The organism is Variovorax palleresanus (genome assembly GCF_051144945.1).
GTDB lineage: Bacteria > Pseudomonadota > Gammaproteobacteria > Burkholderiales > Burkholderiaceae_C > Variovorax > Variovorax paradoxus_S.
This window is the reverse complement of sequence record NZ_JBJNVP010000002.1, coordinates 3,839,367-3,864,406: the sequence shown is the minus strand read 5'-3', so window position 1 is coordinate 3,864,406 and position 25,040 is coordinate 3,839,367. Positions and strand designations below refer to the sequence as shown.

Sequence of the window (25,040 nt, the reverse complement as noted above, 5' to 3'; positions counted from 1 at the left end):
GTGGAAAGCTTGCATGCTATGCAGCGGCCGGACATCAAGCCAGATAATTCTGCTTATTCAACTATGAGCGCTGTTTATGACAAGAAACGCCTCGGAAGAAATCTCGCTGCAGCAACTGCGGGCGCTGGCGGCCGTTGCCGAATCGGGCAGCTTCACGCTCGCGGCGGAAACCCTGCAGCTGACCCAGCCCGCCATCAGCCACCTGGTCAAGCGCATGGAAGAAGAGCTCGGGCAGCCGCTGGTGGTGCGGGGCCGCCGCATCCGCTTGACGAGCGCGGGCCAGGTGATGGTCGAGACGGCCGTGCGTGCACTGCGGCTCATCGATGAATCCGTGGACGCCTGCCGCTCGCAATCGCAGTTGCGCGAAGGGCGGGTGGTGCTGGCGGTGGGCCACCTCACGGCGGGCGCCCTGCTGCCGCCGATGCTCGGCCGCTTTTCCCGCAAGCATCCCACGCTCGCCACCACGCTGCTCGACAGCACGGCGGAGCAGATGATCTCGCGCATCCTCTCGCAGGAGGCCGACCTGGGCTTTGGCTCCGACATCGGGCAGAAGCACTCGGAGCTGGCGACCGAGCCGCTTTTCTCGGAACGCATGGCCCTGTTCGTGCGCGACGACCATCCGCTGGCGCAGCGCGTGGTGGTCGACGCCAAACACCTGGAGGCGCTGCCCTTCATCCACGTCAATCCCGATGCCAATGTGTGGCGCGCCGTCAGCCGCCAGCTCTCGAGCGTGGCCAACGTCTATCCGCGCGTGGTGCACCACGTGTCGATGCTGTCGACGGCGTTCGGGCTCATCCAGGCGGGCGCGGGCGTGGCGCTGCTGCCGCGCTACGTCGAGGTGTTGATGCCGGGCAACCTGCGCGCCGTGGCCGTGACACGCCCTGTCCTCGAGTACCCGGTGGTCGCGATCCGCCTGGCCAAGCATCCCCTCAGCCCGGCGGCGATGGCCTTCCTCGCGATGGCAAGACAGCACATGAGCCCGCCACGCGCTGCCAAGCCCTGAAAAAAGAAACGGCGCCCGAAGACGCCGTTTTTTCGCTAGGGTGCGCGAGGCTCAGTCGACTTCGACGAAGGCTTCTTCACGCTTCGATTTGACGGCCGGCAGCAGCACGATCACCAAGAGCAGCGCCGCGGCGGCCAGCAGGCTGGCGGAGATCGGGCGCGTGACGAACACGCTCCAGTCGCCGCGCGACAGCAGCAGCGAACGGCGCAGGTTCTCTTCCATCATCGGCCCGAGGATGAAGCCCAGCAGCAGCGGCGCAGGCTCGCAACCCAGCTTGAAGAAGGTGTAGCCCACCAGGCCGAAGATGCCCACCATCCAGATGTCGAAGGTGTTGTTGTTGGTCGAGTACACGCCAATGGCGCAGAAAAGCACGATGGCCGGGAACAGGTACTTGTAGGGCACCGACAGCAGCTTGATCCACATGCCGATGAGCGGCAGGTTCAAGACGATCAGCATCGCATTGCCGAGCCACATCGAGGCAATGAGGCCCCAGAACAGCTCAGGGTTGCTGGTCATCACCTGCGGGCCCGGCTGGATGTTGTGGATCGTCATGGCGCCCACCATCAGCGCCATCACGGCGTTGGGCGGAATACCCAGCGTCAGCAGCGGGATGAAGGAGGTTTGCGCGCCGGCGTTGTTGGCCGACTCGGGAGCCGCCACGCCGCGGATGTTGCCCTTGCCGAAGGGCACTTCGCCCGGCTGCAGCTTGGTCTTCTTCTCGATGGTGTAGGCCGCAAAAGCTGCCAGCAGCGCACCGCCACCAGGCAGGATGCCGAGCGCAGAGCCCAGCGCCGTGCCGCGCAACACCGCGGGAAGCATGCGCTTGAAGTCTTCCTTGGTCGGGAACAGGCCCGAGACCTTGGCAGTGAACACTTCGCGCTCGTCATCGGGGCGCGAGAGGTTGGCAATGATTTCGCCGTAGCCGAACACACCCATGGCAATGGCCACGAAGCCGATGCCGTCGGTCAGTTCGGGAATGTCGAAGCTGTAGCGCGCCACGCCGGAGTTCACGTCGGTGCCGACCAGGCCCATCAGGAGACCCAGCACGATCATTCCGATGGCCTTGAGCAGCGAGCCCGAGGCCAGCACCACGGCGCCGATCAGGCCCAGGATCATCAGCGAGAAATACTCGGCCGGGCCGAACTTGAAGGCCAGCTCGGTCAGCGGCGGTGCAAAGGCCGCCAGGATCAGCGTGCCCACGCAGCCCGCAAAGAACGAGCCCAGGCCGGCAGCGGCGAGCGCGGGGCCTGCGCGGCCCTTGCGCGCCATCTGGTAGCCGTCGATCACGGTCACCACCGAGGACGATTCGCCCGGCAGGTTGACCAGGATCGCGGTGGTCGAGCCGCCGTACTGCGCGCCGTAGTAGATGCCGGCCAGCATGATCAGCGCCGACACGGGCGGCAGCGCGTACGTGGCGGGCAGCAGCATCGCGATGGTCGCGACCGGGCCGATGCCCGGCAGCACGCCGATCAGCGTGCCCAAAATACAGCCGGCCAGGCAGTACAGCAGGTTGGTGAAGGTAAAGGCAACGCCAAAACCCATCGAGAGGTGTTCAAACAATTCCATTTGCGCGCTTTCTCAACCGGTGATGAAGGTCGGCCAGACCTGGATCTGCAGCTTGAGCGCCCAGATGAAGGCCACATAGCTGCCGATGGCCAGCGCCGTGGCCAGGACCAGCACGCTTGGCAGCTTGAACTCGTGGCCCGCGAGGCTCGAGATGATCACAAGCGCGTAGATCGCGATGATCATTCCCATGGCCGGCACGCCGATGCTCGGCAGGCCGCCCAGCAAGATGCCGAATGCGAGGTTGGCGCCCAGGATGAACACCACCTGCTTCCAGGCCCACTTGCCGATCTTTTCGCCGTCGGCGGTTTCAACCGTCAGGCCACTGAACATGATCCCCAGGCCAATGACGGCCATCAGGATGCCCAGCATCAACGGGAAGTAACCCGGTCCCATGCGGGCGCCGGTGCCTACGCTGTAGGTGGTGGCGCCCCATGCGAACGCCGTTCCTACGACCGTAAACATCAGGCCCGAGAAAAAGTCTTTCTGACTCTTGATTTTCACGAACAGTCTCCTCGAACAAATTTCGATGCGAGATTGTCGAGTCAGCCGGTGGTCAGCCCGATGTGGATTCCACTAACCGAAGGGCTAGGGATAACCCCCAGGGCTCGGGCCATCGGCCCTCACTCGAGCGGAGGGGTCGCGCTCAGCACTTCCTCGATGGTGGTGACGCCTTCGGCCACGCGCAGCGCGCCCGCCAGGCGCAACGGCCGCATGCCGTCGATCACGGCTTGCCGCCGCAGCCCTGCGAGGTTCGGCTCCTTGGTGACCTGGGCCTTGAAGTCTTCGCTGATGCTCAGCAGTTCGTACAGGCCCATGCGGCCCATGTACCCGGTCATGCGGCAATCGACGCAGCCCACGGGCTTGTAGGCGCGCACCGAGCCGGTGATCTGCCATGGCTTGACGATGGTTTCGAGCTTCTCGCGCGTGACCGTGTCGTCGGGCTGCTTGCAGTTGGGGCACAGGGTGCGCACCAGCCGCTGGGCCAGCACGCCGAGCATCACGGCATTGATGAGGTACGACGGCACGCCGAGTTCCATCAGCCGCGTGATGGCGCTCGGGGCATCGTTGGTGTGCAGCGTGCTGAACACCAGGTGGCCGGTGAGCGCGGCCTGCACCGCCATTTCGGCCGTGGCCAGGTCGCGGATTTCGCCGACCATGATGATGTCGGGGTCCTGCCGCATCAGCGCGCGCAGGCCTTCGGTAAAGCCGAAGTCGAGCTGCGGCTGCACCTGCGTCTGGTTGAACGAGGGCTCGATCATTTCGATCGGGTCTTCGACCGTGCTCACGTTGACTTCTTCGGTCGCCACGCGCTTGAGCGTGGAGTACAGCGTGGTGGTCTTGCCCGAACCCGTGGGGCCCGTCACCAGGATGATGCCGTTGGGCCGCGTGACGAGCTGCTCCCAGCGATGCGCATCGTGCTGCGCGAAGCCGAGCGCGTCGAGGTCCTTCACGGCCGTGTCGGGGTCGAAGATCCGCATCACCATCTTCTCGCCGAAGGCGGTCGGCAAGGTGGACAGGCGCATCTCGACCTCGTCGCCGCGCATGTTGCGGGTCTTGATGCGGCCGTCGAGCGGACGGCGCTTCTCGACCACGTCCATGCGGCCCAGCAGCTTGATGCGCGAGACCATCGCGTTCATCACGCCCATGGGCATCTGGTAGGCCGGGTGCAGGATGCCGTCGATGCGGAAGCGGATCACGCCCTGCTCGCGGCGCGGCTCCAGGTGGATATCGCTCGCGCGCTGGTCGAAGGCGTATTGCCAGAGCCAGTCGACCACCTGCACCACGCTCTGGTCGTTGGCGTCGAGCTGCTTGGTGCTCTTGCCCAGTTCGACCAGCTGTTCGAAGCTCGCGCCGCCGGTGTTGCCGCCGGCCTTCTGCGCGGCGCGCACCGACTTGGCAAGCGCAAAGAACTCGGCCGTGTAGCGCTGGATGTCGGCCGGGTTGGCCACCACGCGGCGCACCGTGCGGCGCGACTGGCGCTCCACTTCGGCGATCCAGTCGGTGAGAAAGGGTTCGGCCGTGGCCACCACCACCTCATTGGGCAGCACCTGCACCGGCAGCACCTTGTGGCGCTCGGCATAGGCCGCGCTCATGGTGTCGGCCACCTTGCCCACGTCGACCTTGAGCGGATCGATGCGCAGGTAGGCCAGCCCCGCGCGGCCGGCGAGCCACTGCGTGAGCATTTCGAGGTCGAGCGGCTTGCCGTCGCTTTCGCGCGTCATGGCCACGTTGGCCAGCCGCACCAGCGGCGCCTGCCGGCTCTCGGCCTGGGCGCAGCGCGCGATGGTGCGCTTGGCTTCCACTGGAGAGATCACGCCGTCGGTGGCGAGCCATTCGATCAGGCGGCGCAGGTCGAGCGGGCCTTCGTGGCGCGCGGCCAGCGGGGCGGGGGCGGAAACAGCGGGAACAGCGCTCATGGGCCGGAAGGTCGGGTGAGAGTGGGATTCAGCGGTTTGAAGACACGCAGCCATTTAGGCGCGGGCAGGGCCCATCGAGTCTGGATCGTTTGGGCGCGCTCGGCAAGGGCTTCGCGCTTCGGGCGGCTCGGCGAGCGCTGCGCCAGCACCACCGTGTTGCCTTCGCGCGTCGGCTTGAAGGCCCAGACCGCATCGGGCCCGAATGCGCCGGCGATTTTCTCCAGGCTGCGCTCGTAGCTCGACGAGCGGCCGAAGAGGTTGACCGTCATGCAGCCGTCTTCGGTGAGCAACGCGCGGCAATCGGCGTAGAAATCTTCGCTGTCGAGCACCGGCGCAGCCGCTTCATGGTCGTACAGGTCGACCTGCAGGGCATCGACCGTGCCATGCCATTCGGGCTTGCGGATCTCCAGCGCCGCATCGGCAATGACCACGCGCAGCTTCGGATCGTCGGCCGGCAATTTGAACCAGCCGCGGCAGGCCGACACCACCTGCGGATTCAGTTCGACCGCGGTGGTCCGCATGCGCAGGGTCTTGCGGCAGAACTTGGTGAGCGTGGCCGCGCCGAGGCCGAGCTGCATCGCGTGGCGGCTTGCCACGCTCTTGGGGTCGGCGAACAGCAGCCAGGCCATCATGCGCTGCACGTATTCGAGCTCGATTTCGAAAGGCGCATCGAGCTTCATGGAGCCCTGGACCCATTCGGTCCCGAGATGCAGGTAGCGGATGTCGCCCCAGTCGGAAAAATTGACTTCGGGGAGAACGGGAGTTTTGCTCGTGGCCATCAAAGAAGGTGGTGGGCGACAAAGACCTCGCGCCAGGCTGCGAGCTTGCGCTCGAAGCTCCACGACGCGTTGGCGGGGCTGGTGGAGGGCAGCTGGTAGACCGGCACGCCCAGGGTGCGCGTGTGGCGCGCATGCTTGAAGCTCTCGCCGCCGTTGTGCACGATGGCAGCAAGCCGCGGCAGGTGCAGCCCGGCGATGTCGTTGGCCACGGGTGCGCGAATGGCCGAGTCGAGGCTGCCCTCGCGCTCGCAGGCGGCGTACACATCCCACACGCCCAGGCCGCGGTCGAGCAGCCACGCCTTCTTTTTCACGTAGCTGTCTGCGCCGGTCGGCAGCGGGTGGTCGGGCCAAACGGCTTGCAAGATTTTCCAGAACTGATTTTGCGGATGCGCATAGTACTGCTGCAGCTCGAGCGAGCGAGCGCCCGGGAAGCTGCCCAGGATCAGTACGGCGGTAGCGGGCGAGACGATGGGCGCAAGGCCGGTCAACACCGCGCTGCCCGCGTCGGGTGCGGCTGGTGGATTCATGAATGGGCTCTATCTTGGCACTGTCGACCGCCCATGAAAAAACCCGCCGAAGCGGGTTTGTGCTGAAGGCGAAGGCCGATTATTTCTTGGCGGCTTCGTTTTCGGCCGTGCCGGGCACCTTTTCACCGATCGCCTTGCCGGTGCTGCGCATGCCGTCGGCCGTCTTGTGGCCGGCGGTTTCAACAGCGTCGCCAGTCTTGACGGCGGCATTCTTGGTGGCGGTCGTGGCCTTCTTGGTGGTGCGCTTGGTGGCGTCCCAGGCCTTCTTGGTGCCGCGTTCGGTGGCATTCACGGCCTTCTTGGTCGTAGTCTTGGTCGCATCGACCGCGTCCTTGCCGGCTTCCTTCACCTTTTCAGTGGTGGTGGGTTCGGCGGTTGCGGGCGCCGCGGTTTGCGCCACGGCGGAAACGCCGATGGAGGCAAGCGCGAGGGCAAGGACAACGGGCACGGTGCGAATGAAAGATCTGCTCATGTGAAGACTCCTTTTGGATGAAGTGTTGGAGTGACGGAGTTGCCACTGAACAAGCAACGCCACGTCGAACACCAAGGATGACAGTAAAAAGGCACGCTCCGCTTGCGCAACCGCAATACGGGACATCGGCCTACGCGTGGTGCGGCCTGGCTTCCGACAAGGGGAGAAGACTTTGGAGCGCCGGCAGCGCTTCAAGCGCATTCGCGGTGGTGGCCTGGGCCAACTCGTCGAGTCCGATGCCGCGCAATTTCGCCACCACTTCGGCAATGCGCGGCAGTTCGCCGGGTTCGTTGCGGCCCTGCGGTTCGCCGGCCGCGCGCTGTGCCTGCGTGCGGTAGATCCAGTGCGGCTGGATGTCGGGCGCATCGGTTTCCATCACCATCGATTCGAGCGGCAGCGTGGCGGCCAGCCGCCGCAGCTGCAACGCACGCTCGAAGGTCACGGCGCCGCCGAAGCCCAGCTTCAGACCGATGTCGATGCAGGCCTTGGCCTGCTGCTCGCTGCCGTTGAATGCATGGGCAATGCCCCGCCAGGGCCGGCCGCCCGCGGTCTGCCGCAGATGCTTGAGCACCTTGTCGACCGAGCGGCGCACATGGATGAGCACCGGCAAATCGTATTTGCGCGCGAGTTGCAACTGAGTGTGAAAAAAGTGCTCTTGCTTGTCGCTGTCGAGCCCCGGGACGAAGTAGTCGAGCCCGATCTCGCCGACCGCGACCAGCCGGGGATCGCCGCGGCGCGCGGCGAGTTCGGCGTCCAGCGTTTCCAGATCGGACTCTTGCGCGTCGCCGGTGCACAGCGGGTGGATGCCGAGCGCGTACGCATCGCCTTGCACCCGCGCCAGTTCGCGCACCGTGGCAAAGTTGAAGACGGCCACGGCAGGAATGACACACAGTGCCACACCCCGCTCGGCGGCCCGTGCGCGGATGACTGGCATCTCTGCACCGAATTCGGGCGCATCGAGGTGGCAGTGGGTATCGACGAATGCAGCCATGGCGAGATGATGCCCGAAGGGATGCAAGGCAGAAGAAAGCGTGCTACTGTGACTCCCTGATCACCCGTCATCCCTTGCCGGAGGTGCCCCGATGCGCAGGCCCGCTTTGTACAGCCGTTCGCCCGGCACGCAGCCGCAAGCGGCCGACTCCACGGCCGACCAGGCTGCCGTGCCATCGCCCGAGGGCGCAGGCAACGGCGCGCCGCCCGGTTCTCCAGACTCCCCTCCTCCTTCTTCTGCAAAACCCGCCAAGGCCGGCTGGCAGCCGGGCCGGCGCAGTTTTGCGTTCATGGTGGTGCTGAGCGCCGCGCTCGCTGCCGGCGGCGCCACCTGGTGGCCCCGGCACAGCGTCAAGGCGCTGACGCAAAAGGACATCGATGCGGCGGTGCTGCGCACGCTGCAGACCCAGACGCTGCCCTCCCCGGCCGCGAAGGCGGCCGAAATCGTGCGGCCCTCCATCGTACGGGTGGTCGGCTACGGCCCCGAGAAAGCCACGCCCGAGGCCAAGATCCAGAAGCGCGGCCGCAATCTGGCCAACGGCAAGCCGCCTGAAGCCGACGCCCCGCCGGGCGAAGTCGAGCGCGGCGTTGGCACCGGCGTGGTCATCGTCGACAAGGGCGTGATCCTGACCAACCTGCACGTGGTGGCCGGCGCCGAAACCATCAAGGTGACGTTCTCCGACGGGCTCGAAGCCGTGGCCACCATCACCGGCGTGCAGCCCGAGAACGACCTCGCCGTGCTGCAGGCCCAGAAGATTCCCGACGACCTGATTCCCGCGGTGATGCGCTCGACCGGCGATCTGCAGCCCGGCGACCAGGTGGCGGCGGTCGGCTTTCCGTTCGGCATCGGGCCATCTGTATCGGCCGGCGTGGTGTCGGGCCTCAAGCGCTCGTTCCGCTCGCCCGAGGGCAAGCAGGAGCTTGGCAACCTGATCCAGTTCGACGCGGCAGCCAACCCCGGCAATTCGGGCGGCCCGCTGATCAACATGGATGGCGAGGTGCTCGGCATCGTCACCGCCATCCTCAATCCCACGCAGCAGCGCACCTTCATTGGCATCGGATTTGCTGTGCCGATTGAAAACGCGGCCTCGGCCGCCGGTTCGCCGCCGTTCTAGGAACGCAGGACCTGCACCACGTACCAGCTTTCGATCGTTCATTCATCCAAGAGAGACCATCGCATGAGCACCGAGACCCCCTTTTCCACGTCTTCCGCCACGGCCGAGCTGATGGAGCAGATCCTCTACGAGGTCAAGCGGGTGGTGGTGGGCCAGGATCGCTTCCTGGAGCGCGTGATGGTCGCCATGCTCGCGGGCGGCCACCTGCTGGTCGAAGGCGTGCCGGGCCTTGCGAAAACGCTCACCGTCAAGACGCTGGCCGACACCGTTCGCGGCCAGTTCAAGCGCATCCAGTTCACGCCCGACCTGGTGCCGGCCGACCTGGTCGGTACACGCATCTACAACCAGAAGACCGGCGAGTTCAGCACCTCGCTCGGCCCGGTGTTCGCCAACCTGCTCCTGGCCGACGAAATCAACCGCGCCCCGGCCAAGGTGCAGAGCGCGCTGCTCGAGGTGATGCAGGAGCGCCAGGTCACCATTGCCGGCGAAACGCACCGGGTGCCGCGGCCCTTCCTGGTCATGGCCACGCAGAACCCCATCGAGACCGAGGGTACCTATCCCCTGCCCGAGGCGCAGGTCGACCGCTTCATGATGAAGGTGCTGGTCGACTACCCGAGCGACGAGGAAGAGTTCGTCATCGTCCAGCGCGTGATCGGCCCGCAAGTCGGCGCCAGCCCGGTCGCGACCACCGAACAGCTCGCAGAGTTGCAGGCCGAGGCGCGGCGCGTGTACGTCGACCCTTCGCTCATCCAGTACGCCGTGAAGCTGGTCTCCGCCACGCGCACGCCCGACAAGCACGGCCTGAAGGACATGCGCCGCTTCATCACCTTCGGCGCCAGCCCGCGCGCGAGCATCAGCCTCACCGAAGGCGCGCGCGCGCTTGCGCTGCTGCGCGGCCGCAGCTATGCCCTGCCCGAAGACATGACGGCGCTGGTGCCCGACGTGCTGCGCCATCGCGTGACGCTTTCCTACGAAGGCTTGTCCGAAGGGCTCACCCCCGACAGCCTGATCGAGAAGATCATGAAGGCCGTCCCCGCTCCCCCAAAACCGCTCGAACATGAAAAGCTGGTGGCGTAAGGCCCCCGCGGCCGCGAACGACGAACGGCTCATCGCTGAAGCCGGCGGGACAGACCGCGCGCTGCGCCGGCTCGAATGGACGGTGATCCGCCGCCTGGACGGCCTGCTGCAGGGCGACTACCGCACGCTGATGCGCGGCACCGGCCTCGACCTGGCCGACCTGCGCGAATACCAGCACAACGACGACGTGCGCCACATCGACTGGAACGTGACCGCGCGGCTGCAAACGCCGCATGTACGCGTCTTCACCGAAGACCGCGAGATGTCCGCGTGGTTCGTGCTCGACCTGAGCCGCTCGGTCGATTTCGGATCCGGCCAGAGGGCCAAGCGCGAGATCTCGGCCGGCTTCGTCGGCGTGCTCGCGCGACTGCTCACGCGCCATGGCAACCGGGTCGGCGCGCTGGTCTACGGCACCGACCTGGAGGCCGTGATCCCGCCGCGCAGTGGCCGCCGGCATGTGCTGCACCTGCTGCACGCCATGGAGCGCCGCGCCGACAAGATCGAGGCCGCGCCCACGCAAAAAGGCATGACGCGGCTGGCCGACCTGCTGAAGTCCGCCGGCACACTGATGACGCGCCGTTCCACCGTCTTCGTGGTGTCCGATTTTCTGAGCGAGCCCGGCTGGGAACGCCCGCTCGGCCAACTGGTGCAGCGGCATGAGGTCATTGCCGTGCGCCTGTTCGACCCGCTCGAACTCGACCTGCCCGACCTCGGCCTGGTGCCGCTGCGCGATGCCGAAACCGGCGAGCAGCTCTGGGTCGACACCCACGATGCGGGCTTTCGCAAGCGCTTTGCGCGCCTGGCGGCCGAGCGCGAAGCAACCCTGCGCGCCTCGCTCGCAAGGGCGGGCGTCGACGCGCTCGAGCTTTCGACCAGTGACGACCTGGTGGAAGCCATCGTTCGATTTGCCGACATGCGCAAGCGCCGCACGCGCATCGGCATCAGCGGAGTGAAGGCGGTGGCAGCATGACTTTTCTCTGGCCTCAATTCCTTTGGTTGCTGGCGGCCCTGCCGCTGCTGGTGTTGCTCTACCTCTGGCTGATCCGCCGCAAGAAGAAGCTGGCGGTGCGCTATGCGAGCCTGTCGATCGTGCGCGAGGCCATGGGCACCGGCCAGAGCATCCGACGGCACATCCCCCCTTTCCTGTTCCTCCTGGCCATGGCCGCCATGCTGGTGGCGGCCGCGCGGCCGTTGGCCGTGGTGATGCTGCCGTCGAACCAGCAGACCATCATCCTCGCGATGGACGTTTCCGGAAGCATGCGCGCGGCCGACGTGCTGCCCAACCGCCTGGTCGCGGCGCAGGAGGCGGCCAAGACCTTCATCAAGGACCTGCCCCGGCATGTGAAAGTGGGCATCGTCGCCTTTGCGGGCAGCGCGCAGGTGGCGCAGTTGCCCACAACCAACCACGACGACCTGATCACCGCCATCGACAGCTTCCAGCTGCAGCGCGCCACGGCCACGGGCAATGCGATCGTGGTGTCGCTCGCCACCTTGTTCCCCGACGCGGGCATCGACGTCTCGCAGTTCAGCGCGCCAAGCCGCCAGCGCGGCACGCCCATCGACCAGACGGAGAAGCAGGCCAAGGAATTCACGCCGGTGGCGCCGGGCTCCTACACCTCGGCCGCCATCATCATGCTGACCGACGGCCAGCGCACCACGGGCGTCGATCCGCTCGACGCCGCCAAGGCCGCGGCGGACCGCGGCGTGCGCATCTACACGGTGGGCGTGGGCACGGTCGATGGCGAGACCATCGGTTTCGAAGGCTGGTCGATGCGCGTACGGCTCGACGAGGAAACGCTCAAGGCCGTGGCCAACAAGACGCAGGCCGAATACTTCTACGCCGGCACCGCCGCCGACCTGAAGAAGGTGTACGAAACGCTGAGCTCGCGGCTCACGGTCGAGAAAAAGGAAACCGAGGTCTCCGCGCTCTTCGCGCTCGGCGCGGCCATTCTCACGCTGCTGTCGGCGGGGCTGTCGCTGCTCTGGTTCAACCGGATTCTTTGACCGCGTCCGGCCGATTTGCCGGCGGCGCCGCATCGGCGCGCGGCGCAGGCGCCTTCACCGCGCCGATGCCGCCCAGGAACAGGTCGGCCACGATCGGCGCAATCGACGCATGGTCGAGCCGGCCGCCGGGCTTCATCCACGTGAACATCCAGTTGATCATTCCGAACAGCAGCATGGTCAGCGGCTTGGCGAGGTCGTCGCTCGGAGCGCCGGGACGCAAGGCCGACACCGCGCGTGCAAAGCCCGCCACCACCTGCCGTTCCTGGTCGAGCACGCGTTCGCGGTCGGCTTCTTCCAGAAAGCGCACGTCGTCGGTCAGCACGCGGTGCGCGTCTTGCGCGCCCGCATATTCCTCGACGATGCGGTAGATGAAGCGGCGCAGCCGCTCTTCGTCGGTGTGGGTCGAGGCCTCTTCCTCGGCCACCAGCGCGGCCAGCCGCGAGACGTGCGTCTCGGCAATGCTGATGAGGAGGCTGCTCTTGTCCCTGTAGTAGTGGTAGAGCGTGGCCTTCGAGAGATTGCAGGCCTCGGCCACCTGGTTCATCGACGTGGCCGGGTAGCCGCGGCGCGCGAACAGCTGGGCGGCCTGCGCGAGGATCAGTTCACGCTGGTCGTCGTAGGTGGCGGATCTTCCACGCGGCATCGGGTCTTCTTTCTTCCTTGATTGGCGGTTGCGGGCAACCCTCGATCTTGCATGAAGCGCGCCGGCTAACCGCGCCGGGTCGCAATCAGCGAGCGCACGTCCGTGGCGGGCAGGCGCGGGCGGCCCGGCTCCGTCTGAGCCAGCGGCGCCACTTCGCGCAGGCTTGCCAGGCTGCGCACGGTCAGCGCCTGGTAGGTCTGGGTGCCTTCGAGCTTCCAGGCAATTTCCTCGTCGCTCAGCATCTTCTTCACCTTGGCGGGAATGCCGGCCACCAGTGAGCGCGCCGGCACCTTCATGCCGGCCGGCACGAAGGCGCAGGCCGCAACGATCGCCTGCTCGCCGATCTCGGCCTCGTCCATCACCACCGCGTTCATGCCCACCAGCGCGTCGCGCCGCACGATGCAGCTGTGCAGGATCGCGCCGTGGCCGATGTGGCCATTGACCTCGACCACCGTGTCCTGGTCGGGAAAGCCGTGGATGCAGCAATGGTCCTGCACGTTGGAGCCCTCCTCCAGCACGATGCGGCCGAAGTCGCCGCGCAGGCTGGCGCAAGGGCCCACGTAGCAGCCGGGGCCGACGATCACGTCGCCAATCAAGACGGCGCTGGGGTGCACGTAGGCCGTCGGGTCGACGACGGGAATCACGCCGTCGATGGAGTAGCTGGGCATTCGTTCGGTCTCCTTGGATGCGGGCTCAGGGTTTGCCCCGACTCAACCCGCTTGTGTCGTCACGGGAGACGATCTTAAAATCTACCGGACGGTCGGTCAATAGTGTTTGCAGGCCGATTCACCCCTCTTCAAGGATGAGAGCCAAGCCCATGCCTGAACCTTTAGTTCTCACCAGCAATGCCGGCGCAGTGCGCACGCTGAGCCTCAACCGCCCCGCGGCGCTCAACAGCTTCACGACGGAGTTGCATGCCGAGTTGATGGCCGCGCTCGACCTTGCGGCGCGTGACGAGACCGTGCGCTGCGTCGTGCTCACAGGTGCGGGCCGCGGCTTCTGCGCCGGGCAGGACCTCGCCGACCCTGCGGTCGCGCCCGACCCCGCGCCCGGTGCCGCGCCCAAGGACCTGGGCGACGTCATCTCCACTTACTACGCCCCGCTGGTAGCGCGCCTGCGCTCGATGCCCGTGCCCGTGATCGCAGCCGTCAACGGCGTCGCCGCCGGAGCGGGCGCCAACATCGCGCTGTGTTGCGACCTGGTGGTGGCCGCGCGCTCGGCCAGCTTCATCCAGGCCTTCACCAAGATCGGTCTTGTGCCCGACACCGGTGGCACGTGGCTGCTGCCCCGGCTCGTGGGCTCGGCGCGCGCGCTGGGGATCGCGATGCTGGGCGACAAGCTGCCGGCCGAAGAAGCCGCGCGCATCGGCCTGATCTGGCAGTGCGTGGACGACGCGGCGCTGGCCGAGACGGCCGCCGCGCTCGCGCTGAAGCTGGCGGGCATGCCGACGCGCGCTCTCATAGCCACGCGGCTCGCCATGACTGCGGCGCAGGACTCGGACCTTGAAACGGCACTGGCCGAAGAAGCCCGCATCCAGCGCGACCTGGGCAACGCCAACGACTACCGCGAAGGCGTCGAGGCCTTCCGCGCCAAGCGCGCGCCGGTTTTCAAGGACCGCTGAAGCCATGACGGACACCACCCGCACACCCCAGCAAACCGCGGAGTACGTCCGCGACGGCATGTTCGCGAACGACAACGCGAGCAAGGGCCTCGGCATGCGCATCGTCGAAATCGCACCGGGCGAGGCCACGCTCGAGATGCGCGTGCGCCCCGACATGCTCAATGGCCATGCCATCTGCCACGGAGGCTTCATGGCCACGCTGGCCGATTCCACCTTTGCCTTCGCCTGCAACTCGTACAACGAGCTGACGGTGGCCTCGGGCTTCTCGATCGACTTCATTGCGCCGGCGCGCGAAGGCGACGTGCTCACCGCGCGCTGCTTCGAGGTTTCAAAAGCCGGCCGCACCGGCGTGTACGACGCCGAAATCACCAATCAGCGCGGCGAGCGCATCGCGATCTTTCGCGGCCGCTCCTACACCGCCAAGGGCCGCCCCGCCGTTGCCGCCTGAGGAGACAAGACCATGACAGCCAGACATCCCGCGCCCGGTGAGCTCGAACCCATCGAAACCGCAAGCCGCGACGAAATCACCGCGCTGCAGATCCGGCGCCTGCGCGCCACGCTGCAGCGCGCCTACGACAACGTGCCGCACTACCGCAGCGCCTTCGATGCCAAGGGCGTGCACCCGGAAGACCTGGTGTCGCTTGCCGACCTGTCGAAGTTTCCGTTCACGGTGAAGAGCGATCTGCGCGACAACTATCCCTTCGGCATGTTCGCCGTGCCGCGCACGCAGGTCGCGCGCGTCCACGCGTCGTCGGGCACCACCGGCAAGCCGACCGTCGTGGGCTATACGCTGAAGGACATCGACACCTGGGCCGACCTCGTCGCGCGCTCCATCCGCGCCGCGGGCGGCCGCGCGGGCGACATGATCCACGTGGCCTATGGCTACGGCCTCTTCACCGGCGGCCTTGGCGCGCACTACGGCGCCGAGCGCGCGGGCTGCACGGTCATTCCGATGTCGGGCGGCCAGACCGAGAAGCAGGTGCAGCTGATCCAGGACTTCAAGCCCGACATCATCATGGTCACGCCCAGCTACATGCAGGTGATCATCGAGCAGTTCGAACGCCAGGGCCTCGATGCGAAGGACAGCTCGCTCAAGATCGGCATCTTCGGCGCCGAGCCTTGGACCGAAGCCATGCGGCGCGACATCGAGGGCAAGGCCGGCATCGATGCGGTCGACATCTATGGCCTCTCAGAAGTGATGGGCCCGGGCGTGGCCAGCGAATGCGTCGAGAGCAAGGACGGCCCGGTGATCTGGGAAGACCACTTCTACCCCGAGATCATCGACCCCGACACGGGCGAGTTGAAGGCCGACGGCGAAGAAGGCGAACTGGTCTTCACCTCGCTCAGCAAGGAGGCCATGCCCATCGTGCGCTACCGCACGCGCGACCTCACGCGCCTGCTGCCACCGACCTCGCGCGCCTTCCGCCGCATGGGAAAGATCGTCGGGCGCAGCGACGACATGATGATCATCCGCGGCGTCAATGTCTTTCCCACGCAGGTGGAAGAAATCGTGCTCGCGCACGAGCATCTGTCTGGCATCTACCAGGTGCATGTGCGCCGCGACGGCCTGCTCGACGAGGTCGAGGTGCACTGCGAACTCGACCACCGCAACGCCGCCATCGACGAGGCCGAGCGCAAGGCCATCGCCGCCTGGGTGCAGGAACGCGTGAAGACGCTGGTCGGCATCTCGACGGCGGTGCGCGTGTTCAACCCCGATTCCATCGAACGCACGCAGACCGGCAAGGCCCGCCGCGTGATCGACACGCGCCCGCGCTGAGCGCGCGCCGTTCCAACACAACCTTTTTTCAAAGGACACGCACATGTACACCCAGGCAATGGACACCATGGGCAAGGATGCAGGCGACGACGGCAAGAAGAAAGCCGTGCGCTCGGCTGACGAAATGCGGCTCGAGGAGCGCTTCGACGCGCACATCGACGCCGGCGATTTCATCGAGGCGAAAGACTGGATGCCCGAGCACTACCGCAAGACGCTGGTGCGGCAGATCAGCCAGCACGCGCATTCCGAGATCGTCGGCATGCTGCCCGAAGGCAACTGGATCGGCCGCGCGCCCACGCTCAAGCGCAAGGCCATCCTGCTGGCCAAGGTGCAGGACGAAGGCGGCCACGGGCTCTACCTGTATGCCGCCGCCGAGACGCTGGGCACTTCGCGCGACCAGATGTTCGACGCGCTGCACACCGGCAAGGCCAAGTACAGCTCGATCTTCAATTACCCCACGCTGACCTGGGCCGACATGGGCACCATCGGCTGGCTGGTGGACGGCGCGGCCATCATGAACCAGGTGCCGATCTGCCGCTGCTCGTATGCGCCGTATGCGCGCGCCATGATCCGCATCTGCCGCGAGGAAAGTTTTCACCAGCGCCAGGGCTATGAAGCCCTGCTGACCATGATGACCCGTGGCACCGAGGCGCAGAAGGCGATGGTGCAGGACGCGGTCAACCGCTGGTGGTGGCCCTCGATCATGATGTTCGGCCCGCCCGACGACCAGTCGCCCAATTCGGCGCAGTCGATGCGCTGGGGCATCAAGCGCTTCAGCAACGACGAGCTGCGCCAGAAGTTCATCGACGCCGCCGTCGAGCAGGCGCGCATCCTCGGCGTGACCTTGCCCGACCCCGACCTGAAGTGGAACGAAGAGCGGCAGGCGCACGACTTCGGCGCCATCGACTGGAGCGAGTTCTGGCGCGTGATCGGCGGTGACGGTCCGTGCAATCGCGAGCGCCTGCAGGCCCGCGTCGACGCGTGGGAAGAAGGCGCGTGGGTGCGCGAAGCCGCGATGGCCCACGCCAACAAGCAACCGATCAAGGAGGCCGCATGAGCGCCGATATCCAACAAGAGTGGCCCCTGTGGGAAGTGTTCGTGCGCAGCAAGGCCGGCCTCGACCACAAGCATTGCGGCAGCCTGCATGCGGCCGATCCGAAGATGGCGATCCAGATGGCGCGCGACGTGTACACGCGCCGCCAGGAAGGCAGCAGCATCTGGGTGGTGCGCTCCGACCAGATCGTGGCAAGCGATCCGGGTGACAAGGACATGTTCTTCGATCCGGCGGAGGACAAGGTGTATCGCCATCCGACGTTCTATTCGCTGCCCAAGTCAGTCGACCACATGTGAGACCGTGATGAGAGCCCGCGAATGGACTTCGTGTTGTCCCCTCTCCCTCTGGGAGAGGGTCAGGGTGAGGGCCGCCGGCCTTCGCTACCGACAGGTTTCTTCCACCGCCCACGCCCTCACCCCCACCCTCTCCCCATGGGGAGAGGGAGCAAGACAGAGTTGGAGCCACTGAATGCAAGCCTCTATCGAACTGAACCGCACCCCCGCCGTGCAATACCTGCTGCGCATCGGCGATACCTGCCTGGTGCTCGCGCAGCGCCTGGGCGAATGGTGCGGCCATGCGCCCGTGCTGGAAGAAGACATCGCGATGGCCAACATCGCGCTCGACCTCGTGGGGCAGGCACGCGCGCTGCTCACGCACGCCGGCAAGCTCGAGGGTGCTGCACATGCGCATGACGAAGACCAGCTCGCCTACCTTCGCGACGAGCGCGACTACTTCAACCTCACGCTCGTCGAACTGCCGCGCGGCGACTTCGCCTTTGCCGTGGTGCGCAACACCATGGTCGCCACGCTGCTCAAGCTGCTGTGGCAACGCCTTGCCGCATCGAACGATGCCGAGGTGGCCGCCATCGCCGGCAAGGCCGTGAAGGAAGCGCGCTACCACCAGCAGCACTCGGGCGACTGGGTCGTGCGGCTCGGCGACGGGACCGACGAATCGCGCCGCCGCACCGAGCGCGCCTTGAAGCAGCTCTGGCTCTACGTGCCGGAGCTGTTCGAGAGCGATGCCGTCGATGCAGAAGCCAGCGCAACAGGCCTCGGCCCCGCGTGGAGCGAGCTGCGCGAGCCCTGGTTCTCGGAGATGCAACAGGTGCTCGACGCCGCCGGCCTCGAGATGCCGAAGGAGGCCGCCTTCCGCAGCACCGGCAAGCAGGGCGTTCACACCGAACACATGGGCTACATCCTGGCCGAGATGCAGCACCTGCAGCGCTCTTACCCCGGGGGTGTGTGGTGAACAACACCGTCGCATCGCGCGTCGACATGGCCTGGGCCGTGCTGCACACCGTGCCCGATCCCGAGGTGCCGGCCGTGTCGGTCTGCGACCTGGGCATCGTGCGCGAGGTGATCGAACATGACGACGGGCTGGAGATCGTGCTCACGCCCACCTACTCGGGTTGCCCCGCGACCGAAGCCATCGAGCACGACGTGCTCGCCGCCATCGAGAACGCCGGCCTTGGCCGCGCACGCGCCACCTTGCGCCGCGCGCCGGCCTGGACCAGCGACTGGATCAGCGAAGAAGGCCGAGCCAGGCTCAAGGCCTATGGCATCGCGCCGCCGGCTCACCTCACCCCCGAAGCGGCCGCCGGCACCGCGATGCCCATCCGCCTCTTCGGCCGCATCGCCGGCGTGAAAGAAAGCATCGCCTGCCCACGCTGCGCGAGCGAGCGCACCGAGCGCCTGTCCGCCTTCGGCTCCACCGCCTGCAAGGCGCTCTACCGCTGCATGGGCTGCCGCGAACCCTTCGAACATTTCAAGCCGATCTAAGCGATGAGCACCCTCTTCCACCCGCTGCGCGTGAAGGCTGTCGAGCCCGACACCTCGGAGGCCGTCGTCGTCTCGTTCGAGGTGCCACCCGAGCTTCGGGAAGTCTTCGGCTTCACGCAGGGCCAGTACCTCACATTGCGCCGCGACATCGACGGGCAGGACCTGCGCCGCTCGTACTCGATCTGCGCCGGCCTCGACGACGGGGAGCTGCGCGTGGGCGTGCGCAAGGTGCGGGACGGCGTGTTCTCCAACTGGATCAACGCGCACCTTCAGCCCGGCGACACGGTGCAGGTGATGGCGCCGCAGGGCCGCTTCTTCGTACCCATCGAGCCGGCTTCCGCGCGCCATCACGTCGGCATTGCCGGCGGCAGCGGCATCACGCCGATCCTGTCGATCATGAAGACCGTGCTGGCGCGCGAACCCCGAAGCCGCTTCACGCTGATCTACGGCAACCGCCAGTTGCACTCCACGATGTTCAAGGAAGAAATCGAGGACCTGAAGAACCGCTACATGACGCGCCTCGTGCTGCAGCACGTGTTCTCCGACGAGCACACCGATTCGCCGCTGGGCTTCGGCGTGATGAACCGCGAGAAGATCGGCGAGTTCCTCAGCACGCTGGTGCCGGCCGCAGGCATCGACCATGTGTACATCTGCGGCCCGTTCCAGATGAACGACGAGGCCGAAGCGGCGCTGCTCGCCGCGGGCGTGCCCGAAGAGCGTATTCACATCGAGCGCTTCGGCGTCGCATCGCCTTCCGGCGCTTCGGCCGGCGAGGTCGGCGCGGTGGTGCACGAGGCCCTGCCCGGCGATGCCAAGCAGGCGCGCATCACCATCGTGCGCGACGGCCTGCAGCGAGAGATCACTTTCACCGAAGGGCAGCCGAGCATCCTCGACGCGGCTTCCGCGGCCGGGCTCGAGGTGCCGTTCTCTTGCACCTCCGGCGTGTGCGGCACTTGCCGCGCCAAGCTCGTGGCGGGGGAAGTCCGCATGGAAAGAAACTTTGCACTCGACAAGAATGAAGTAGCCGCGGGCTTCGTGCTGACCTGCCAGGCGCACCCTCTCACCGAACGCGTGACCCTGTCCTTCGACGAGCGCTGACCCCATAACAACTTTTCAACCGGAGACAAACCCAAATGAAATTCTTCAAGCCCCTGCTGATCGCAGCGCTGTGCGCCACCGCCGTGGCCGCATGGGCCGACATCAATGTCGGCGTGACGCTCTCGGCCACCGGTCCGGCCGCCTCGCTCGGCATTCCCGAAAAGAACACCATCGCGCTGATGCCCAAGACCATCGCCGGCCAGAAGATCAACTACATCGTGCTCGACGACGCCTCCGACACCACGGCGGCCGTGGCCAACACGCGCAAGCTCATTGCCGAGAACAAGGTCGACATCGTGCTGGGATCGACCACCACGCCCAACTCGCTTGCGATGATCGACGTGGTCAGCGAAGCCAAGACGCCGATGATTTCCATCGCCGCCTCAGCTCGCATCGTCGAGCCGATGGACCCCAAGAAGCAGTGGGTCTTCAAGACGCCGCAGAACGACATCATGATGTCTCTCGCCATTGCCGAACACATGGCCGCCAACGGCGTGAAGACGGTGGCCTTCATCGGCTTCTCCGATGCGTACGGCGAAGGTTGGTCGCAGGAATTCGCCAAGGCGGCGGAACTGAAGAAGCTCAAGATCGTCGCCAACGAACGCTATGCGCGCACCGACACCTCGGTGACCGGCCAGGCCTTGAAGATCATGGCCGCCAAGGCCGACGCGGTGCTGGTCGCGGGCTCGGGCACGCCGGCCGCGCTGCCGCAGAAGACGCTGAAAGAGCGCGGCTACACCGGCAAGATGTACCAGACCCACGGCGTGGCCAATGCCGACTTCCTTCGCGTGGGCGGCAAGGACGTGGAAGGCACCTTCCTGCCGGCCGGTCCCGTGCTCGTGGCCGAGCAACTGCCGGCCAGCCATCCCGTGAAGAAATCGGCCATGGCCTACGTCACCGCCTACGAGGGTGCCAACGGCAAGAACACGGTGTCGACCTTCGGCGCGCACGCCTGGGACGCGGGCCTCCTGATGACCTCGGCCGTGCCGGTCGCACTCAAAAAGGCGCAGCCCGGCACGCCCGAGTTCCGCGCGGCGCTGCGCGACGCGCTGGAGCAGGTGAAGGACGTTGCAGGCGCTCACGGCGTATTCAACCTGACGGCCAACGACCATCTGGGCCTGGACCAACGCGCCCGCGTCATGGTGAAGATCGAAAACGGCGCCTGGAAATACCAGCCCTGAAGGATCCCGGCTCCCTCCCCTTTGGGGGAGGGTTGGGGTGGGGGCACGCCGGCATAGACGTCCACGCGGCGTGAACGCAGGGGCTGCCCCCATCCCAACCTTCCCCCAAAGGGGGAAGGAGCAATGCAGCGTGGCTGTAGGCGTTTGCGGCAAACACTGATTCGATACAAGGGCCGAGCCCGAAGGTTTTTTATGGATCTGCAGATCGCCCTTTTGCTGGGGCAGGACGGCATCGTGAACGGTGCCGTCTATGGATTGATGGCGCTCGCCTTGGTGCTGGTGTTCTCCGTCACGCGCGTCATCTTCATTCCGCAGGGCGAGTTCGTCGCCTTCGGCGCGCTGTCGATGGCCATGCTGCAGACCGGCCGCGTGCCGGCCACGCTGTGGCTGCTGATCGCGCTCGCGGCCATGGTGCTGGTGGTGGAAGCCTGGCGCTGGAAGCGCGGCACGGTGGTGGACTGGGGCTCGGCGCTCACCTGGTGCGTGGCGCTGCCGGGGCTGGCCTCTGCACTCGTGTTGGGGCTCAAGCCGACTTCGATGGCGGCGCAGTCGATCACCACGCTGGTGCTGATCGCGCCGCTCGGTCCGTTGCTCTATCGTCTCGCCTACCGGCCGCTGGCGGATGCCAGCGTGCTGATGCTGCTGATCGTCTCGGTCGCGCTGCACGGCGTGCTGGTGGGACTGGGCCTGCTCTTCTTCGGCGCCGAGGGCTACCGCACCACCGCGTTCTCGGAAGAGCGCTTCGACATCGGCGGCATTCCGGTCAGCGGGCAGTCGCTGGTGGTGATCGGCATCACGCTGCTGCTGGTGATTGCAATGTTTCTTTTCTTCGGCCGCTCGATGGTCGGCAAGGCGCTGCGCGCCACCGCCATCAACCGCGTGGGCGCGCGGCTGTCGGGTATTCCGACGGAGTTGTCGGGCGACCTGAGCTTCGCGCTCGCGGCGCTCATCGGCGCGGTGTCGGGCCTGTTGATCGCGCCGCTCACCACGGTGTACTACGACACCGGCTTCCTGATCGGCCTGAAGGGCTTCGTCGCCGCCATCGTGGGCGGGCTCGCGAGCTATCCGCTGGCGCTGGCCGGTGCACTGCTGGTCGGGCAGCTCGAAGCCTTTGCTTCGTTCTGGGCCAGCCCGTTCAAGGAGGTGCTGGTCTTCACGCTGATCATCCCGGTGCTGTGGTGGCGCTCGCTGCACAGCCGCCATGTGGAGGACGAGGAATGAGCGCTCCGTCGAATCCCATCACCGCCCACCTGCCGCCCGCTGGCAAGCCGCTGGTCACCTCGCGCCAGCTCACGCTGGTGCTCGTCGTCGCAATGGCGCTGGCCTGGGGCTTCCTGCCCGAGTTCACGGTTTCTGTGCTCAGCAACATCGGGCTCTATGCGCTGGTCGCGGCCGGCCTGGTCATGCTGACCGGCGTCGGCGGCATGACCTCGTTCGGCCAGGCCGCATTCGTCGGCGTGGGCTCCTACGCCACCGCATGGATCTGCACCTCGCCCGCCGCGGCGGCGTGGATGGGCGGCTTCGTGGCGCCCGCCTTGCTGCCATGGGCGGGGCTGCTGCTCGGCCTGTTGCTGACCTTCGCGCTCGCATGGGCGCTGGGCGCGGTCACGCTCAAGCTGCAGGGCCACTACCTGCCGCTGTGCACGATCGCCTGGGGCCTGAGCCTGTACTACCTGTTCGGCAACATGGATTTCCTTGGCGGGCAGACCGGCATCACCGGCGTGCCGCCGCTGGTCATCGCGGGCTTCTCGCTGGCCACGCCGCGCGCACTCGGCGTCGTGATCTGGGCCGTGCTGCTGCTTGCGCTCTGGGCCCTGCACAACCTGCTCGACTCGCGCGAGGGCCGCGCCATCCGCGCGCTGAAGGGCGGCCGGCTCATGGCCGAATCGATGGGGGTGGATACAGCCCGCCACCGCGTGAAGCTCTTCGTGCTCGCGGCCCTGCTCGCCGCCGTGTCGGGCTGGCTCTATGCGCACCTGCAGCGCTTCGTGAACCCCACGCCTTTCAACCTGAACATCGGCATCGAGCTGCTGTTCATGGCGGTGGTCGGCGGTGCGGGCCACCTGTGGGGCGCGGTGCTGGGGGCCGCGCTCATCACGCTGCTGAAGGAGAAGCTGCAGGACGTGCTGCCTTCGTTGCTCGGCAGCAGCGGAAACTTCGAAGTGATCGTGTTCGGGCTGCTCATGCTGTTCGTGCTGCAGCGTTTTGCAGAAGGCCTGTGGCCCACGCTGGCGCGAATCGCGGGCCGCTGGGTGCGCCCGCATGCGGCTGCTGCACCCGATGCCGCGCGGCCTGCGACCTCCACCATGCAGCTTGTGCAGCGCAACCTGCCCGCCAAGGGCGAGGTGCTGCTCCAGGCCACCAGCGTCAGCAAGCGCTTCGGCGGGCTGGTGGCCAACAACGACATCTCGATGACGCTGAAAGCCGGCGAGATCCACGCGCTCATCGGACCGAATGGCGCGGGCAAGAGCACCTTCTTCAACATGATCTCGGGCGTGGACGACCCGAGCGCCGGCGAAGTACGGCTTGCGGGCCAGACGATGACAGCAAAGCCTTCGCGCGTGTTCGCGGCGCTCGGCCTCGGGCGCACCTTCCAGCACGTGCGCCTGCTCGGCCAGCGCAGCGTGGTCGAGAACGTGGCGCTCGGCGCGCACCTGCGCGCGAAGCGTGGCTGGCTTGCCGCCATGCTCAGGCTGGACCGTGCCGAGGAAGCGGCACTGATGGCCGAAGCCCGCCGCCAGATCGAGCGCTGCGGCCTCGGCGCGCATGCCGACACGCCGGCCGCATCGCTCTCGCTGGGCCAGCAGCGCGTGGTCGAAATCGCGCGCGCCCTGGCCGGTCAGCCCTCCGTGCTGCTGCTCGACGAGCCCGCCGCGGGTCTCCGGCATCTGGAGAAGCGCGCGCTCTCCGTGCTGCTGGGGCAGCTGCGCGCCGAAGGCCTCGGCATCCTGGTGGTGGAACACGACATGGAATTTGTGATGAACCTCGCCGACCGCATCACGGTGCTCGAATTCGGCACCGTGATTGCGACCGGCACGCCGGCCGAAGTGCAGGCCAACCCGCGCGTGCTGGAGGCCTATCTTGGCGGCGCGGACGACGAACTGCTGGAGGACGCGAGATGAGCACTCCTATCCTCGAACTCGACGGCTTCTGCGTCGCCTACCGCGCCGTCGAAGCGGTGCACGGCGTGCGGCTGCATGTGAACGAAGGCGAGATCGTCACCGTCATCGGCCCCAACGGCGCGGGCAAGACCACGTTGCTGTGCGCGACGATGGGCCTGCTGCCGTCCACCGGCAGCCTCGCGCTGCATGGCGAACGCATCGCGCGGCCGGGCGTGGAGACCATGGTGGCGCGCGGCGTGGCGCTGGTGCCCGAGCGGCGCGAGCTGTTCGGCGACATGTCGGTCGAAGACAACCTGCTGCTGGGCGGCTTCTACCAGTGGCGCAAGGGCAAGCGCGACCAGCGCGCGCGCATGGACGAGGTGTTCGAGATCTTTCCGCGCTTGCGCGAGCGGCGCCCGCAGCTGGCCTCGACGCTTTCCGGCGGCGAGCGCCAGATGCTCGCCATCGGCCGTGCGCTGATGGCGCGTCCGCGGCTCCTGATGCTCGACGAACCCTCGCTCGGCCTGGCGCCGCTGGTGGTGCGCGAAGTGCTGCGCGTGGTTTCGCAGTTGCGCAGCCACGGCGTCTCGGTGCTGCTGGTGGAGCAGAACGCGCGCGCCGCATTGCAGGTGGCAGACCGCGCCTACGTGCTCGAGATGGGCGCCGTGGCGCTCGACGGCAACGCGCGCGAATTGATGCACGACCAGCGAATCATCGATACCTACCTGGGCATCGGAAGGAAGGAATGACCCGGGGGTTTTTCTCCCTCCCCTTCCGGGGGAGGGTCGGGATGGGGGCAGGCGGCGTTCGATAACGCACTGCGCCGAATGAGCGCCG

The 25,040-nt window shown here is 66.8% G+C and carries 26 protein-coding genes; 17 read left to right on the top strand and 9 right to left on the bottom strand.

The features are described from left to right. Positions 1 to 76: 76 nt before the first annotated feature. Positions 77 to 1,003 carry a LysR family transcriptional regulator gene (locus tag ACJ7Z0_RS21965; RefSeq protein WP_434791527.1) on the top strand — a complete coding sequence of 309 codons (927 nt, stop codon included), beginning with the start codon at positions 77 to 79 and terminating at the stop codon, positions 1,001 to 1,003. A 51-nt stretch (positions 1,004 to 1,054) separates the two neighbouring features. Here ACJ7Z0_RS21965 and ACJ7Z0_RS21960 read toward each other — a convergent pair whose 3' ends face one another. The 7 genes from ACJ7Z0_RS21960 to ACJ7Z0_RS21930 form a co-directional block, all read right to left on the bottom strand. Beyond that, a complete protein-coding gene (locus ACJ7Z0_RS21960; protein ID WP_434791526.1) occupies positions 1,055 to 2,569 on the bottom strand; it encodes a tripartite tricarboxylate transporter permease in 1,515 nt (504 codons plus the stop codon). 12 nt (positions 2,570 to 2,581) lie between these two features. Further along, positions 2,582 to 3,070 (bottom strand): tripartite tricarboxylate transporter TctB family protein, encoded by a 489-nt coding sequence (locus ACJ7Z0_RS21955; protein WP_434791525.1) that lies wholly within the window; start codon positions 3,068 to 3,070, stop codon positions 2,582 to 2,584. Between the two features lie 119 nt (positions 3,071 to 3,189). Beyond that, positions 3,190 to 4,986 (bottom strand): type IV pilus assembly ATPase TfpB, encoded by a 1,797-nt coding sequence (gene tfpB / locus ACJ7Z0_RS21950; protein WP_434791524.1) that lies wholly within the window; start codon positions 4,984 to 4,986, stop codon positions 3,190 to 3,192. Next, the gene (locus ACJ7Z0_RS21945; protein ID WP_434791523.1) at positions 4,983 to 5,765 is read right to left on the bottom strand and encodes a class I SAM-dependent methyltransferase; all 783 of its coding nucleotides are present in this window, start codon (positions 5,763 to 5,765) and stop codon (positions 4,983 to 4,985) included. The genes tfpB and ACJ7Z0_RS21945 overlap by 4 nt, the downstream gene beginning before the upstream one ends. Further along, entirely contained in the window at positions 5,765 to 6,292 is a 528-nt protein-coding gene (locus ACJ7Z0_RS21940) for a DNA-deoxyinosine glycosylase (RefSeq protein ID WP_431124052.1), read from the bottom strand. Before ACJ7Z0_RS21940 ends, ACJ7Z0_RS21945 begins: the two co-directional genes overlap by 1 nt. Before the next feature lie 79 nt (positions 6,293 to 6,371). Next, positions 6,372 to 6,764, bottom strand: coding sequence for a hypothetical protein (locus ACJ7Z0_RS21935; protein WP_434791522.1), 393 nt, complete (start codon positions 6,762 to 6,764; stop codon positions 6,372 to 6,374). A gap of 130 nt (positions 6,765 to 6,894) precedes the next feature. After that, entirely contained in the window at positions 6,895 to 7,755 is an 861-nt protein-coding gene (locus ACJ7Z0_RS21930) for a TatD family hydrolase (protein WP_434791521.1), read from the bottom strand. Between the two features lie 91 nt (positions 7,756 to 7,846). Here ACJ7Z0_RS21930 and ACJ7Z0_RS21925 point away from each other — a divergent pair, with 91 nt between their 5' ends. The 4 genes from ACJ7Z0_RS21925 (at position 7,847) to ACJ7Z0_RS21910 (ending at position 11,950) form a co-directional block, all read left to right on the top strand. Then, complete coding sequence (locus ACJ7Z0_RS21925; RefSeq protein WP_434791520.1) at positions 7,847 to 8,869, top strand: S1C family serine protease; 1,023 nt, start codon at positions 7,847 to 7,849, stop codon at positions 8,867 to 8,869. A 63-nt stretch (positions 8,870 to 8,932) separates the two neighbouring features. After that, positions 8,933 to 9,946 carry an AAA family ATPase gene (locus tag ACJ7Z0_RS21920; RefSeq protein ID WP_369653001.1) on the top strand — a complete coding sequence of 338 codons (1,014 nt, stop codon included), beginning with the start codon at positions 8,933 to 8,935 and terminating at the stop codon, positions 9,944 to 9,946. Then, on the top strand, positions 9,927 to 10,916 hold the full coding sequence (locus ACJ7Z0_RS21915; RefSeq protein WP_434791519.1) for a DUF58 domain-containing protein: 990 nt from the start codon (positions 9,927 to 9,929) through the stop codon (positions 10,914 to 10,916). Before ACJ7Z0_RS21920 ends, ACJ7Z0_RS21915 begins: the two co-directional genes overlap by 20 nt. Then, positions 10,913 to 11,950: a VWA domain-containing protein gene (locus ACJ7Z0_RS21910; protein ID WP_434791518.1), complete on the top strand. Its 1,038-nt coding sequence runs from the start codon at positions 10,913 to 10,915 to the stop codon at positions 11,948 to 11,950. Before ACJ7Z0_RS21915 ends, ACJ7Z0_RS21910 begins: the two co-directional genes overlap by 4 nt. On the opposite strand, the gene ACJ7Z0_RS21905 is transcribed toward ACJ7Z0_RS21910, so the two are convergent. Both ACJ7Z0_RS21905 and ACJ7Z0_RS21900 read right to left on the bottom strand, forming a co-directional pair. After that, the gene (locus ACJ7Z0_RS21905) at positions 11,934 to 12,593 is read right to left on the bottom strand and encodes a TetR/AcrR family transcriptional regulator (protein WP_434791517.1); all 660 of its coding nucleotides are present in this window, start codon (positions 12,591 to 12,593) and stop codon (positions 11,934 to 11,936) included. The genes ACJ7Z0_RS21910 and ACJ7Z0_RS21905 overlap by 17 nt on opposite strands. A gap of 65 nt (positions 12,594 to 12,658) precedes the next feature. Further along, positions 12,659 to 13,261, bottom strand: a complete 603-nt coding sequence (locus ACJ7Z0_RS21900) for a phenylacetic acid degradation protein PaaY (protein WP_434791516.1) — start codon at positions 13,259 to 13,261, stop codon at positions 12,659 to 12,661. A 149-nt stretch (positions 13,262 to 13,410) separates the two neighbouring features. Here ACJ7Z0_RS21900 and ACJ7Z0_RS21895 point away from each other — a divergent pair, with 149 nt between their 5' ends. The 12 genes from ACJ7Z0_RS21895 to ACJ7Z0_RS21840 all read left to right on the top strand — a co-directional run bounded on the left by ACJ7Z0_RS21895 (position 13,411) and on the right by ACJ7Z0_RS21840 (position 24,952). Further along, positions 13,411 to 14,214: an enoyl-CoA hydratase-related protein gene (locus ACJ7Z0_RS21895; protein ID WP_434791515.1), complete on the top strand. Its 804-nt coding sequence runs from the start codon at positions 13,411 to 13,413 to the stop codon at positions 14,212 to 14,214. Positions 14,215 to 14,218: 4 nt separating this feature from the next. Beyond that, entirely contained in the window at positions 14,219 to 14,662 is a 444-nt protein-coding gene (paaI, locus tag ACJ7Z0_RS21890; RefSeq protein ID WP_434791514.1) for a hydroxyphenylacetyl-CoA thioesterase PaaI, read from the top strand. A gap of 12 nt (positions 14,663 to 14,674) precedes the next feature. Further along, a complete protein-coding gene (gene paaK, locus ACJ7Z0_RS21885; protein ID WP_434791513.1) occupies positions 14,675 to 15,991 on the top strand; it encodes a phenylacetate--CoA ligase PaaK in 1,317 nt (438 codons plus the stop codon). A gap of 43 nt (positions 15,992 to 16,034) precedes the next feature. Continuing rightward, complete coding sequence (paaA, locus tag ACJ7Z0_RS21880) at positions 16,035 to 17,048, top strand: 1,2-phenylacetyl-CoA epoxidase subunit PaaA (RefSeq protein ID WP_434791512.1); 1,014 nt, start codon at positions 16,035 to 16,037, stop codon at positions 17,046 to 17,048. Continuing rightward, complete coding sequence (gene paaB / locus ACJ7Z0_RS21875) at positions 17,045 to 17,341, top strand: 1,2-phenylacetyl-CoA epoxidase subunit PaaB (RefSeq protein ID WP_434791511.1); 297 nt, start codon at positions 17,045 to 17,047, stop codon at positions 17,339 to 17,341. Before paaA ends, paaB begins: the two co-directional genes overlap by 4 nt. A 172-nt stretch (positions 17,342 to 17,513) precedes the next feature. Further along, on the top strand, positions 17,514 to 18,293 hold the full coding sequence (gene paaC / locus ACJ7Z0_RS21870; protein ID WP_434791510.1) for a 1,2-phenylacetyl-CoA epoxidase subunit PaaC: 780 nt from the start codon (positions 17,514 to 17,516) through the stop codon (positions 18,291 to 18,293). 26 nt (positions 18,294 to 18,319) lie between these two features. Continuing rightward, positions 18,320 to 18,823: a 1,2-phenylacetyl-CoA epoxidase subunit PaaD gene (paaD, locus tag ACJ7Z0_RS21865; RefSeq protein ID WP_434792707.1), complete on the top strand. Its 504-nt coding sequence runs from the start codon at positions 18,320 to 18,322 to the stop codon at positions 18,821 to 18,823. Positions 18,824 to 18,826: 3 nt separating this feature from the next. After that, the gene (gene paaE / locus ACJ7Z0_RS21860; protein ID WP_434791509.1) at positions 18,827 to 19,921 is read left to right on the top strand and encodes a 1,2-phenylacetyl-CoA epoxidase subunit PaaE; all 1,095 of its coding nucleotides are present in this window, start codon (positions 18,827 to 18,829) and stop codon (positions 19,919 to 19,921) included. A gap of 35 nt (positions 19,922 to 19,956) precedes the next feature. Continuing rightward, the gene (locus ACJ7Z0_RS21855; protein ID WP_434791508.1) at positions 19,957 to 21,102 is read left to right on the top strand and encodes an ABC transporter substrate-binding protein; all 1,146 of its coding nucleotides are present in this window, start codon (positions 19,957 to 19,959) and stop codon (positions 21,100 to 21,102) included. A gap of 192 nt (positions 21,103 to 21,294) precedes the next feature. Next, positions 21,295 to 22,323 carry a branched-chain amino acid ABC transporter permease gene (locus ACJ7Z0_RS21850; RefSeq protein ID WP_434791507.1) on the top strand — a complete coding sequence of 343 codons (1,029 nt, stop codon included), beginning with the start codon at positions 21,295 to 21,297 and terminating at the stop codon, positions 22,321 to 22,323. After that, complete coding sequence (locus ACJ7Z0_RS21845) at positions 22,320 to 24,224, top strand: branched-chain amino acid ABC transporter ATP-binding protein/permease (protein WP_434791506.1); 1,905 nt, start codon at positions 22,320 to 22,322, stop codon at positions 24,222 to 24,224. The genes ACJ7Z0_RS21850 and ACJ7Z0_RS21845 overlap by 4 nt, the downstream gene beginning before the upstream one ends. After that, positions 24,221 to 24,952: an ABC transporter ATP-binding protein gene (locus tag ACJ7Z0_RS21840; protein WP_434791505.1), complete on the top strand. Its 732-nt coding sequence runs from the start codon at positions 24,221 to 24,223 to the stop codon at positions 24,950 to 24,952. The genes ACJ7Z0_RS21845 and ACJ7Z0_RS21840 overlap by 4 nt, the downstream gene beginning before the upstream one ends. The last annotated feature ends 88 nt before the right edge of the window (positions 24,953 to 25,040 follow it).